This window comes from Stenotrophomonas sp. 21LCFQ19 (assembly GCF_056861425.1).
Window position 1 is genome coordinate 43,394 of record NZ_JBSPUF010000010.1, and the last position, 12,078, is coordinate 55,471.

The 12,078-nt window shown below is 64.7% G+C and carries 10 protein-coding genes; 9 read left to right on the forward strand and 1 reads right to left on the reverse strand.

The features are described from left to right. Positions 1 to 101: 101 nt before the first annotated feature. The 3 genes from asnB to AC13FW_RS12340 all read left to right on the forward strand — a co-directional run bounded on the left by asnB (position 102) and on the right by AC13FW_RS12340 (position 3,757). Positions 102 to 1,787 (forward strand): asparagine synthase B, encoded by a 1,686-nt coding sequence (gene asnB, locus AC13FW_RS12330; protein ID WP_482989239.1) that lies wholly within the window; start codon positions 102 to 104, stop codon positions 1,785 to 1,787. Positions 1,788 to 1,885: 98 nt separating this feature from the next. Continuing rightward, positions 1,886 to 3,271 (forward strand): cation:proton antiporter domain-containing protein, encoded by a 1,386-nt coding sequence (locus AC13FW_RS12335; protein ID WP_482989240.1) that lies wholly within the window; start codon positions 1,886 to 1,888, stop codon positions 3,269 to 3,271. A 57-nt stretch (positions 3,272 to 3,328) separates the two neighbouring features. Next, positions 3,329 to 3,757: a RidA family protein gene (locus tag AC13FW_RS12340; RefSeq protein ID WP_482989241.1), complete on the forward strand. Its 429-nt coding sequence runs from the start codon at positions 3,329 to 3,331 to the stop codon at positions 3,755 to 3,757. Between the two features lie 180 nt (positions 3,758 to 3,937). On the opposite strand, the gene AC13FW_RS12345 is transcribed toward AC13FW_RS12340, so the two are convergent. Continuing rightward, on the reverse strand, positions 3,938 to 6,328 hold the full coding sequence (locus AC13FW_RS12345; protein ID WP_482989242.1) for a penicillin acylase family protein: 2,391 nt from the start codon (positions 6,326 to 6,328) through the stop codon (positions 3,938 to 3,940). Between the two features lie 150 nt (positions 6,329 to 6,478). Between AC13FW_RS12345 and AC13FW_RS12350 the strand changes: the two genes are divergently transcribed. The 6 genes from AC13FW_RS12350 to AC13FW_RS12375 all read left to right on the forward strand — a co-directional run bounded on the left by AC13FW_RS12350 (position 6,479) and on the right by AC13FW_RS12375 (position 11,889). Then, a complete protein-coding gene (locus AC13FW_RS12350) occupies positions 6,479 to 6,967 on the forward strand; it encodes a bacterioferritin (protein WP_282273472.1) in 489 nt (162 codons plus the stop codon). Positions 6,968 to 7,192: 225 nt separating this feature from the next. Next, complete coding sequence (gene sigJ, locus AC13FW_RS12355) at positions 7,193 to 8,089, forward strand: RNA polymerase sigma factor SigJ (protein WP_482989243.1); 897 nt, start codon at positions 7,193 to 7,195, stop codon at positions 8,087 to 8,089. Positions 8,090 to 8,125: 36 nt separating this feature from the next. Beyond that, the gene (locus AC13FW_RS12360; RefSeq protein ID WP_296246569.1) at positions 8,126 to 8,575 is read left to right on the forward strand and encodes a carboxymuconolactone decarboxylase family protein; all 450 of its coding nucleotides are present in this window, start codon (positions 8,126 to 8,128) and stop codon (positions 8,573 to 8,575) included. 77 nt (positions 8,576 to 8,652) lie between these two features. After that, positions 8,653 to 9,297, forward strand: a complete 645-nt coding sequence (locus AC13FW_RS12365; RefSeq protein WP_482989244.1) for a trimeric intracellular cation channel family protein — start codon at positions 8,653 to 8,655, stop codon at positions 9,295 to 9,297. A 344-nt stretch (positions 9,298 to 9,641) separates the two neighbouring features. Next, positions 9,642 to 9,959 carry a BON domain-containing protein gene (locus AC13FW_RS12370; RefSeq protein ID WP_482989245.1) on the forward strand — a complete coding sequence of 106 codons (318 nt, stop codon included), beginning with the start codon at positions 9,642 to 9,644 and terminating at the stop codon, positions 9,957 to 9,959. Between the two features lie 70 nt (positions 9,960 to 10,029). Next, positions 10,030 to 11,889 (forward strand): ABC transporter ATP-binding protein, encoded by a 1,860-nt coding sequence (locus tag AC13FW_RS12375; protein WP_482989246.1) that lies wholly within the window; start codon positions 10,030 to 10,032, stop codon positions 11,887 to 11,889. Positions 11,890 to 12,078: the final 189 nt, after the last annotated feature.

Here is a 12,078-nt window from a genome sequence, read left to right on the forward strand (position 1 = left end):
GATGCGGGTTTTTTTTGTGGCCGGGCGGGAACACCGAGCGGCTGCAGGTCTTCAAGCCGTTGCTTCCAATGTTTGTCCCCACACAACCCAGGAGCTTTCCCATGTGTTCCATCTTCGGCATTTTTGGCCTGCAATCCGGTGACGACCTGCAGGCGCTGCGTCGGCAGGCGCTTGAACAATCCCAGCGCCAGCGGCATCGCGGCCCGGACTGGAGCGGCGTCTACGTGGACGACGGCGCCATCCTGGTGCACGAGCGGCTGGCCATCGTCGACCCGGCCGGCGGCTCGCAGCCGCTGCTGTCCGACGACGGCCAGCTGGCGTTGGCGGTGAACGGTGAGATCTACAACCATCAGGAGCTGAAGAAGGAACTCACCCAGTCCTACGCCTTCCAGACCGGTTCGGACTGCGAAGTGATCAACGCGTTGTACCGTGAAGATGAACCTGCGTCCTACTTGAACAGGCTCAACGGCATCTTCGCCTTTGCGTTGTGGGACCGCGAAAAACAGCGCGTGATCATCGCCCGCGACCCGATCGGCGTGGTGCCGCTGTACTGGGGCCACGACAAGCAGGGCCGGCTGTGCGTGGCCTCGGAAATGAAGTCGCTGTCCGATACCTGTGCCGACGTGGCGCAGTTCCCGCCCGGCCATTGGTATGACAGCAGCACCGACACGCTGAGCAAGTACTACGAGCGTCCGTGGCGCGAGTACGAGGCGGTGGAAGGTGTGGATGTATCGCTGGCCGAACTGCGCGAGGCCTTCGAGCGTGCCGTGCACCGCCAATTGATGACCGACGTGCCCTATGGCGTGCTGCTGTCCGGTGGACTGGATTCCTCGCTGGTCGCCGCGGTTGCGGCGCGCTATGCGCGCAACCGCATCGAAGACGGCGGTCAGAGCGAGGCCTGGTGGCCGCGCCTGCACAGCTTCGCCATTGGCCTGAAGGGTTCGCCCGACCTGGCCGCGGCCAAGGTGGCGGCGGAAATGCTGGGCACCGTGCACCACGGCTTCGAGTACACCTTCGAAGAAGGCCTCGATGCAGTGCCGGAGGTGATCCGTCACGTCGAGACTTACGACGTCACCACCATCCGCGCATCCACGCCGATGTTCCTGCTGGCGCGACGGATCAAGGCAATGGGTGTGAAGATGGTGCTGTCCGGCGAAGGCAGTGACGAGATCTTTGGCGGCTACCTGTACTTCCACAAGGCGCCGAACGCGCGTGAGTTCCATGAAGAGTTGGTGCGCAAGCTGGATGCGCTGAACAACTACGACTGCCTGCGCGCGAACAAGTCGATGATGGCCTGGGGCGTGGAGCCACGCGTGCCGTTCCTGGACCGCGAATTCCTCGATGTGGCGATGAAGATGGATGCGCGCCACAAGATGGTCGACAAGGCCCGCGGCCGCATCGAGAAGGCGGTGTTGCGTGAGGCCTTCGAGGGTTACCTGCCCAAGGAAATCCTGTGGCGGCAGAAGGAGCAGTTCAGCGACGGCGTCGGCTACGGTTGGATCGACGGTTTGAAGGCGCATGCCGAAGCACAGGTCAGCGACCGCGTGCTGGCCGCCGCCGACAAGCGTTTCCCGCACAACCCGCCGCAGACCAAGGAGGCGTACTACTACCGCCACGTCTTCGAGCAGTTCTTCCCCAGCCATGCGGCGTCGGAAACGGTGCCGGGCGGCAAGTCGATTGCCTGTTCGTCACCCGCGGCGATTGCCTGGGATGCCAGCTTCGCCAGCATGGCCGATCCGTCCGGCCGCGCCGTGGCCGGTGTGCACGAGCAGGCCTTGGCCGGCTGAGTGAGGACGCGCGGCCCGTAGTGTTGCGGGTCGCGCGTTTCAAGCTGCCGCAGCGCAGCCGTGGGCCGTATCATCGCCGGCTTACGCAAGGGAAGATCATGGACGCAGGAACGCATCGCCCCGGCTCGCGGGTGCATTGGGGCTGGCTCTATCTGCTTTGGGCCGCACTGCCGCTGTTGGCTGCGCTGCTATTGGCCCGTTACGCTGGGATGGACGTGCCTGCGCCGGTGCAGCAGGCCGTCAAGATCGGTTCTGCGGCACTGCATTCGAGCTCACCCTTGGGGTTGTTCCTGCTGCAGCTGCTGGTGTTGCTGCTGGTGGCCAAAGGCGCTGGGCGCGTGCTGCGCTGGTTTGGCCAACCTGCGGTGATCGGCGAGATGGCGGCAGGTTTGATGATGGGGCCGCTGCTGTTTGGCAGTGTCTTCCCGCAGTTGCAGGCCGCGCTGTTTCCGGCGAGCTCACTGGGGCCGCTTGGACTGGTCAGCCAGCTCGGTGTGCTGATGTTCCTGCTGGTGGCCGGCGCGGAGCTGGATCTGGGGCGGCTGCAGGGGCGGCGACGCTTTGCGATTGCAGTGAGTCACGCCGGTATTGCGCTGCCATTTCTGTGTGGCGTATTGCTGGCGATCTGGTTGTATCCCGCCCATGGCCCGGCAGGCGTGGGCTTCACTTCGTTTGCGCTGTTCATCGGCATCTCACTGAGCATTACTGCCTTCCCGGTGCTTCTGCGCATTCTTGCAGATCGCGACATGACCCACAGTCCGTTGGGGCAGACCGCGATTGCCTGTGCAGCGCTGGGCGACGCCACGGCCTGGTGCATGCTTGCGTTGATTGTTGCAGCCACGCAGGCAGCCGGATGGGGCGCTGCGGGTTTCAGTCTGGCCTGTGTGACGGTTTTCATCGGATTGATGTTGGGTGTGGTGCGGCCATGGTTTGCACGGCAAGAGATTGCCGCCGGCCGCGAAGGGGCATGGTTGCTGGGGATGCTGTTGCTGACCCTGGCCAGCGCCTTGTTGACCGAGTCCTTGGGCATCCACGCACTGTTCGGTGCGTTCGCCGCCGGTGTCGCCGCGAACGCCAATGTGCAGTTGCGCGAATTGATCATCAACAAGGTCGAGCCCCTGGCGGTGACCTTGCTGCTGCCGCTGTTCTTCGCCATGACGGGCTTGCGCCTGCGCGCCGATGCCTTGCAGGTCAGTGATCTGTGGCTGTGCCTGCTGGTGATAGCGGTGGCCAGCGCTGGCAAGCTGCTTGGTACGTTTGCCGCTGCGCGCAGTGCGGGCATGCCGGCCCACGATTCGCTGCGCCTGGGGGTGTTGATGAACACCCGGGGCTTGATGGAGCTGATCGTGCTCAATCTTGGGTATGAGCTTGGCTTGCTCGGCGACCGCCTGTTCGCAGTACTGGTGATCATGGCTTTGGTGACGACGGCGATGACCGGCCCCTTGCTGAGCTGGAGTGCGCGCGGCAAGGGAAAGACGGGCTGAGTGCATTCGCAAATGCAGTTCGCAGGTGTTGTTCCTCTCAATTCAAAAGGATTTCCGATGCGCGTATTGCCGTTGTTGATGCTGGGGTTGTTGAGCAGTCCGATGGTCGCCACCGCGAACGAGGCACCGTTGGAGCGGCATCAACTTGGCAGCTGGGAAGCAGATATCGGCTACACCGGCGTGGTGCGCGATGGCGACACGCTGCATATCTCCGGTGTCCCGTGCCGAGGTGCGGACATGCATGTCGCGGTACGCGATTGCTATGGAAAGCTGACGAAAATCCTGCAGGAGTTTGATGCTGACAGCAGTCAGGTGGTCAAGGAAACGGTGTTCACTACGGATATGGATGGCTTGATCAAGGCGATTCCCGATCGCAAGACCTTCTTCCCCGACGGCAAGTATCCAGCCGCGAGCTGGGTGCAGATCAGTCGCCTGTTCGACGCCGAGGCCAAGCTTGAAGTGGAGTGGACGGTGCGCTTGAAGTAAGCGCGTAGTGCATTGGTGACGGCGAGCCGGTCAGCTGTTTGTGGGAGCGGCGTCAGCCGCGAAGCAGGTACACCATCAGGTTGCAGACGCGCCGATGGTTCCGGTAAATCTTGCCTCGCGGCTTACACCGCTCCCACAATCAGTTTGCAGCCATGCAGTTTGCAGCCATGTGCTGGTTGCTCAGCGAGGGCTCAAACTCAAACTATGCGCTGCCTTGCCTGGCAGGAACGGCGTTGGTCGGCCCTCCACCCAGTCGTCGTGGCCTGCGCCCCAGAACGGTGACAGCGGATGGCCGCTCTGGCCGCCGGGCATGTGCACGATGCCATCGGCTTCGTGACCGGGTGACACCACCATGCGTTCGGAGGCACCGAACTTAGGCCCGACCACGCGCGGCATGTTGTCATCGCCGGCCAAGGGCTGGGCCGGCATGCACAGCCAGCGCTTGAACAGACCCGGCAGCGCTGCCGAGACCGGATGGCAGATCGCTGCAGTATTGCGCTCGCCCCAGCTGCGTTGCGCCAGATCCGGGCCCTGTGCGGCCAGATCCTTCTCAAGTTGGCGGGCGCTGTCGGCGAGCAGGGCATCCCAGCTCTCATAGGGTGGCGGCAGCAGATGCGGTGGACGTTCCTTGAGCAAGGGCCACAGCACGCCTTCGAACTGGGCAAGCTTGGGTGGGATGTAGCGCTCGCCAAGGTGTTCCTTGGCCGGGGCCAGTAGCGCGCCTTCCATGTTGTCCATCAGGATGCCGCGGAACCCGCGTGCCATCCGATAACTGACCGAGTCGGGGGAAGCGCGGCCCTGCCATTGGCGGCTGGCGGCTTCCAGACGCTTCAGTGCAGGATCATCGCTATGCTCAATGGTCTGCCGCAGCAGCTTCCACCAGCGTTCCATCAGCAGGGCGCGGTCGTCCAGTTGGATTGCCAGCAGGTCACTTTCATTGAAGCTCTCGTGGGCAAACAGACCGTCGCGGATCTGCTTGGCGCGCGCACCGAAGTCATAGCCGCCATCACCGGCTTCGGCCAGGGCGGCACCGTCGAGGACGCGGCCATTGGCCGTCCACAAACGATGGTCCGGTGGGTCGACCAGTGCTGGTGCGTGGTCGGTGCGGATCGGCCACGGCGAGCAGCTGGCCTGCGCCGCTGCGTCGGCATGGCAACTCGGGTCACGCGCAGGGCGCGCGCCGATGAGGCGCCAGGCGATACGGCCACTGCGGTCAGCGACCAGCAGGTTCTGAGCAGGGATGCCCGAGCGGTCGGCTACCGCAAATGCGGAATCCAGGTCGGCGGCCTTGGCCATGTCGGCGAAATCCAGGCGGACCGCACCGGCTTGTTGACCAACCCAGCGCAGTGCGAGCAGTTGACCGTCGGGTTCGTCGTGCAGGACCGGGCCCCAATCGCTTTCCCGCACCAGCAGCATTTCCGGGTTGGCACCGGCAACGGCAATGGCCTCGTTGTAGCTGCGCAGCGGCGCGTTGGCGGGCAGGGCGGTGAAGTCCGCGGTGTCGATATAGCTGTTGGTGAAGGCCCAGGCCACCCGCGTGTTGCTGCCGACGATGACCGCGGGCAGGCCGGGCAGGGTGAATCCGGCGACATCGACCTTGCCTTCCGGCGCGGTCGGGTCGGCATAGCGCAGGCGTGCGCGGAACCAGATATTTGGCGCTCGCAGGCCCAGGTGCATGTCGTCGGCGATGATGGCGCGGCCATCTTCGGTCAGAGCGCCGGCTACTGCGAAGTTATTGCTTCCCGGAAAAGAACCGGTCGCCGCAGGCGACCCACCTACGTCTCTCTCCCGCGCAGCGGGAGAGAGGGGGACCGCTTGCGAAGCAGGCGGTGGAGTGAGGGCCGGCGCAGTGCCGGTCTGCTTGCGCAGGTCCAGCGTTGCCGCATCCGGTAACACCGCATCACCACGGGGCGCGCCGAACAAGGGTGCATCCCAGCTGCTGCCGTCGTGGGCAAGCATTGCGTACAGCGCGGGCGGCACCACGCTGCGGATGCGCGCCATCGCCAGTTCGCGGGTGTTGGTCGGGTCCTGCAGGTCGGCGTACATCGCCAGCCCGGTCAGCACCGAGTCCTCCAGTTCCCACGGCCGTGGCTGCTGGCGTAGCAGCAGATACGGCCATGGCCGCACCGGCAGCGCGGCCAGGCCGGCATTTACACCGTCGCGGTAAGCCTCGATGACGCCGCGTTTGTCGCCGAGGGCGGCGCCCAGGTTCTGCTGGGTGTGGGCGCGCAGCCGGTGCACGCGCATGCGCTTGTCCAGTGGCAAGGCCTTGGCGCCGAACAGCTCGGACAGCTCCCCGGCCGCCGAGCGTCGCATCAGGTCCATCTCGAAGAAGCGTTCCTGCGCGTGTACATAGCCCAGCGCACGGGCCATGTCGGTCTCGTTGGCGGCCTCGACGGTGAGCACCCCCAGTGCGTCACGCTGGATGCTGACCGGTGCCGACAGCCCCGGCAGCGCCAGTTCCCCGTCCAACTGCGGCAGGCTGCCGCGCAGCAGTCCCCAGATGACCAGTAGCAAGACCAGCAACAGCCCCAATACAACCCAAAGCGAACGCAGCAGCCAACGCAGCACAGGCCTACCCCCGGTAGCGGTTCTGTCGCGATTGTAGACAGCTTGTGAAGCCGAAAGAGAGGGAATCGCAACTGAAAGTGATTCCGATTAGATCATTGGGTTTTCAGATGGGGCACCCTATGCACCATCGAATCATCAGGAGCACCCCCCATGCAGGGCAAAGCCGAAGTCATTGAGTGCCTGAAGGAGCTGCTGCGCGGCGAACTGGCTGCGCGCGACCAGTACTTCATCCATTCCCGTCGCTATGAGGACCAGGGCCTGCTGGCGCTGTTCGAGCGCATCGGCCACGAGATGGAAGAAGAGACACAGCACGCCGATGCGCTGCTGCGCCGCATCCTGTTCCTCGGCGGCAACCCCGACATGCGTCCGCACGCCTTCGAGCCGGGTGTGACCGTGATGGAGATGTTGGAAAAGGACCTGCAGGTCGAGTACCAGGTGCGCGCCAACCTCGCCGCCGGTGTGAAGCTATGCGAAGCGCAGGGTGACTACGTCAGCCGTGACATCCTGCTGCTGCAACTGCGCGACACCGAGGAAGACCATGCCTGGTGGCTGGAGAAGCAGCTGGGTCTGATCAAGCGTATTGGCCTGGAGCTGTACCAGCTGAGCAAGATGGACGCCAAGGGCACCCCGGCGCATTGATCCTGTAGTGCCGACCCATGGTCGGCATTTGAATCTATAGGTAAACCCCCACCCCCCCCCGGGGGGGCGCGACGGGGGGGGGGGCGGGCCCCCCCCCTCCGCGTGACCCACAACCCCCCGGGGGGGGGCCCCCCCCCCCCCCCCCCACAACCGCAATCACAGCCAGGCTTGGGTTCAGGCAAAGTAGCGCTGTCACGCCAACGCTCCCTGCGTCGTCCTGCCTCCATGAACGCCGAATCCATCTTCCAGACCCATCGCCCGCGCCTGCTGGCACTGGCCTACCGCATGCTGGGCAGCCGCGCCGATGCCGAGGACGTGCTGCAGGACGCCTGGCTGCGCTGGGCGGGCAGCGACACTGCCGAGATCCGCGACGCCGAGGCCTGGCTGGTCACCGCCACCACCCGACTCAGCCTGGACCGCCTCCGCGCGGCCAAGCGTGAGCGCCAGCACTACCCCGGCCCGTGGCTGCCGGAACCATTGCAGGTCGAACTGTCGCCCGACACCGCGACCGACCCTGCACAGATCCATGCCGTCGCCAATGAAGTCTCCGTCGCCTTCCTTACCCTGCTGGAGCAACTGAGCCCGGACGAGCGCGCCGCTTTCCTGCTGAAAGAAGCCTTCGACCACGACTACCGCCAGATCGGCAGCCTACTTGGCCACAGCGAGGCCAACTGCCGGCAACTGGTGCGTCGGGCCAAGCAGCGCCTGCAGGCCGGTGCACCACGCTTCCAGCCGGCGCCGGCACAGCATAGGCAGCTGCTGCAGCGCTTCATGGAAGCGGCCCAGCGTGGCGACAGCCCCGCCATACAGGCCCTGCTGCATGCCAATGCTGCCCAGTTCTCCGACGGTGGCGGCATCGTCACCGCTGCCATCCGCCCACTGCGGGGCGCCGAGCGCATCGGCCGCCTGTACTGGGCCATCGCCCGCCGCGGTGCTGCCCTGCCCGCCCAACTTGGCTACGTCAACGGCGAACCGGCAATCCTGCGCTTCGCCGAAGGCAGGCTGGCCTCATTCACCACCATCGAAGTGGTGGATGGGCGCATCGCTGCCCTCTACAGCGTGCTCAATCCAGAAAAGTTGCCCCCACTTGTCACGCACGAAGCCGCTGCTGCGTCCTTGTAACGAAAGACGGCCATCGTGGCTGTCTGGAGAAACCTGATGTCCGCTACCACCTTCCCCCGCGTGCCCTACACCCGTCTCGCCGCCGATGCCTTCAAGGGCCTGTTGGCCACCAGCAAGGCCGTGCATGACAGTTCCATCGAGCACGAGCTGCAGGAGCTGGTGTTCCTGCGCGTATCGCAGATCAACGGCTGCGGCTACTGCATGGACATGCATGCCACCGCACTGCGCAAGTCCGGCATCGAACCGCGCAAGCTCGACACGCTGCCGGCCTGGCACGAGAGCCGCTTCTTCGATGAGCGCGAGCGTGCCGCGCTGGGCTGGGCCGAGGCGATGACCCGGCTGCCGGACGGCGCGCCCTCGCAGGCCGCCTTCGACGCATTGAGGCCGCATTTCGACGACAAGGGCATCAGCGACCTGAGCATGGCCGTGGCGGTGATCAACGCCTGGAACCGACTCGGCGCCAGCCTGCTGCCGCCGCTGCCCTGATCGAATGACGAACCCAAGGCCATCAATCCAGACCGGACTGATGGCCGCAGCCGGCACCACACCGCACAATACGGCGCATGGGAACCCTCGTACTGATCCTCGACCTCATCGGCACCTTCGTCTTCGCCCTGTCCGGGGCAACGATGGGCGTGCGCCGGCGACTGGATATCTTCGGCGTGCTGGTGCTGTCGTTCGCGGCGGCACTGGCCGGCGGCATCACCCGCGACCTGTTGATCGGCGCTATCCCGGTGGCGGCAATCAGCGATTGGCGCTACCCGGCCATCACCTTGGCTGCAGGCATCGTCACGTTCTTCTGGGCGCCTCTGATCGAGCGTATGCAGTACCCGGTGCGCATGTTTGATGCGATGGGACTGGCGCTGTTTGCCGTAGCCGGTACGCAGAAAGCCTTGGCGTATGGCATCGATCCGCCGATGGCGGCTGCCTTGGGCATGTTGACCGGCATTGGCGGCGGCATTGCCCGTGATGTGTTGCTGGCGCAGGTGCCGCTGGTGCTGCAGGCCGAGTTGTATGCGGTTGCGGCGTTGGCAGGTGCTGCGGTGGTTGCGGTGGGCTATTGGCTGGGCTTGCCGCCGTTGCCATGTGCCCTGATTGGTGCAGGACTGTGTTTTGGCCTGCGGATGATGGCGATGCATTTTGGCTGGCATCTGCCGGTGGCGTTGCAGTCATCGGAGCCCCCGCCGCCGGAAGGGCCGCGGAGTTGAAGTAAGCGGTGTGGGCTTTGGGGCTTTTCGCCCCCCGCTTTTATGCCGTCATTCCCGCGAAGGCGGGAATCGCTCCTGCATTTGAATTTGCCGTTGCTGTTGCACTTCTATGCCAGTCCCTGCCATTTCCAATGGCAAAAGCAGAGCAAGAGCGATTCCCGCCTTCGCGGGAATGACGGCACAAGCAGAAGCGCGAGCCAAAGCCAAAGCCAAAGCCAAAGCCCCCCTCCCCGACCCTCCCCTTGCCTTCGGCAAAGGGAGGGAGCGAAGCAAAGCCTCCCAAGTAACAACAAACTCACACCCCATCCGCCATCGTGGAAGTCCCGCATCAAAAGGACCCAACCATGGCCGCAGAACGCTCCGACACCCTGATCGGCGATGAAGTCGTACATACCCTTGGCCAGCAAACGCAGACCTCGCAGGTACTGGCCCAGGTCAGGGATGGCCAGGTGACCTTGTCCGGCGACGTTCCCAGCACCGAGGTCAAGCACAAGGTTGAAGCGGTCATCGCCGCCATCGAAGGCGTGCGCACCGTGGTCAGCCATCTCAATGTCGACAACGGCAAGCGATCGTTCGGTAGCGCAGGCGAGGCTGTCCGTGACAACCCGGACGGTCGCGACGATGCCCAGATGGGCGATATCGACCTGGGCAAGGATGGTTGAGCACCTTGAGGCAGCGGACTCAACATATTTGCAGGTAACCTGAACCCGCACCTCGCCGCTTGAGTCCCCCATGCCCCACCCCGAGCCCGCTCCCGCCAAGAAACCCAGCTTCCGCGAGCGCGTCGATGCGATGCGCAACCTGCCGCCCTTCCTGCGGCAGGTGTGGCAGACCAGCCGCTGGCTGACACTCGCCAGTCTCGGCCTGCGCCTGGTCCGTGCATTGATGCCGGTGGCGATGCTGTATGTCGGCAAGCTGATCATCGATGAAGCGGTGCGCCTGGCTGGTGCTGGTCCAATGCCGCCGCTGGCAGAGGCGTTCTCCAGCGGCCATCTCAATACCCTGCTTGAGCTGCTGTTGCTGGAGTTGGCCATCGCGATCGGCTCGGACCTGCTTGGCCGACTGATCAACTACGCCGATTCGTTGCTGTCCGAGCTGTTCACCAACGCCACCAGCGTGCGGCTGATGGAGCACGCCGCCGAGCTCGACCTGGAGGATTTCGAGGACCCCGACCTGCAGGACAAGCTGGACCGTGCACGCCGCCAGACCATGGGCCGCATGAGCCTGATGAGCCAGCTTTTCGGCCAGGTGCAGGACACCATCACCGTCATCAGCTTCGCCGCCGGCCTGATCGTCTACGCCCCCTGGTTGATCGTGCTGCTGGCGATTGCCCTGGTCCCGGCCTTCATCGGCGAATCGCACTTCAACACCCTGGGCTACTCGCTCAACTTCAGCTGGACGCCCGAGCGCCGCCAGCTTGATTACCTGCGCCAGGTCGGCGCCAGCGTGGAAACGGCCAAGGAGGTGAAGATCTTCAACCTCAACCGTTTCCTGATTGATCGCTACAAGCTGCTGGCCGAACGCTTCTACAAGGCCAACCGTGCGCTGGCCCGCAAGCGTGCGATCTGGGGCACGCTGCTGGCCGCCTTGGGCACCCTGGGCTATTACGCCGCCTATGGCTATATCGCCTGGCGCACCATCCGCGGCGACTTCAGCATCGGCGACCTGACCTTCCTGTCCGGCAGTTTCCTACGCCTGCGCCAATTGCTGGAGGGCCTGCTTACCGGCTTCTCGCAGGTCGCAGGGCAGGCGCTGTACCTGGATGACCTGTTCTCGTTCTATGCCATCGAACCGGAGATCCGCTCGCGTCCGGATGCCATCGCCATACCGCGGCCGATCCGCGAAGGCTTCGTGTTCGACAACGTCGGTTTCCGCTATCCGGACGCCGAGCGCTGGGCCGTCCGCAACCTCAGCTTCCATCTGCAGGCCGGTGAGGTGATTGCCCTGGTTGGCGAGAACGGCGCCGGCAAGACCACCCTGGTCAAGCTGCTGGCCCGCCTGTACGACCCGGACGAAGGCCGCATCCTGCTTGATGGCCGCGACCTGCGCGATTACGACCTCGACGACCTGCGCGCCAACATGGGCGTGATCTTCCAGGACTTCGTGCGCTACCACTTGTCCGCTGGCGAGAACATCGGCGTTGGCTTGGTCGAAGCCATGAGCGACAAGGAGCGTATCCGCAATGCCGCACGACGTGCACTGGCCGATGAAGTGATCGATGGTTTGCCCGCAGGCTATGACCAGCTTATCGGGCGCCGCTTCAAGACCGGCGTGGACCTGTCCGGCGGCCAGTGGCAGAAGATCGCCATCGCCCGTGCTTATATGCGCGATGCGCAGGTGATGATCCTCGACGAGCCGACCGCAGCCCTGGATGCGCGTGCCGAGTTCGAGGTATTCCAGCGATTCAAGGAGCTGTCGGACAACCGCACCGCGGTGCTGATCTCGCATCGTTTTTCATCGGTGCGCATGGCCGACCGCATCCTGGTGCTGGCCGACGGTCGCATCGAAGCCAGCGGTACCCACGAAGAGCTGATGATCGAAGGCGGCCGCTACGCGGAGCTGTTCGAGCTGCAGGCAGCCGGCTACAGATAAGCCACGTAGTGCCGAGCCATGCTCGGCAGAGGCTTTCCCGGCAAAAAACCACCCCTCCCCAGCCCTCCCCTTGGCCTGCGGCCAAAGGGAGGGAGCGTAGTGCCGAGCCATGCTCGGCAGAGAGCCCCACCTGTAGTGGCGGGGCCCGGGGGGCCCCGGGGCGCGGGCCGGAGCGGCCGCCGCGCCGGG

Bases quoted from the DNA above. Each gene is read 5' to 3' on its own strand.
- asnB (WP_482989239.1), top strand. From the start codon at position 102: ATGTGTTCCATCTTCGGCATTTTTGGCCTGCAATCCGGTGACGACCTG.
- AC13FW_RS12335 (WP_482989240.1), top strand. From the start codon at position 1,886: ATGGACGCAGGAACGCATCGCCCCGGCTCGCGGGTGCATTGGGGCTGG.
- AC13FW_RS12340 (WP_482989241.1), top strand. From the start codon at position 3,329: ATGCGCGTATTGCCGTTGTTGATGCTGGGGTTGTTGAGCAGTCCGATG.
- AC13FW_RS12350 (WP_282273472.1), top strand. From the start codon at position 6,479: ATGCAGGGCAAAGCCGAAGTCATTGAGTGCCTGAAGGAGCTGCTGCGC.
- sigJ (WP_482989243.1), top strand. From the start codon at position 7,193: ATGAACGCCGAATCCATCTTCCAGACCCATCGCCCGCGCCTGCTGGCA.
- AC13FW_RS12360 (WP_296246569.1), top strand. From the start codon at position 8,126: ATGTCCGCTACCACCTTCCCCCGCGTGCCCTACACCCGTCTCGCCGCC.
- AC13FW_RS12365 (WP_482989244.1), top strand. From the start codon at position 8,653: ATGGGAACCCTCGTACTGATCCTCGACCTCATCGGCACCTTCGTCTTC.
- AC13FW_RS12370 (WP_482989245.1), top strand. From the start codon at position 9,642: ATGGCCGCAGAACGCTCCGACACCCTGATCGGCGATGAAGTCGTACAT.
- AC13FW_RS12375 (WP_482989246.1), top strand. From the start codon at position 10,030: ATGCCCCACCCCGAGCCCGCTCCCGCCAAGAAACCCAGCTTCCGCGAG.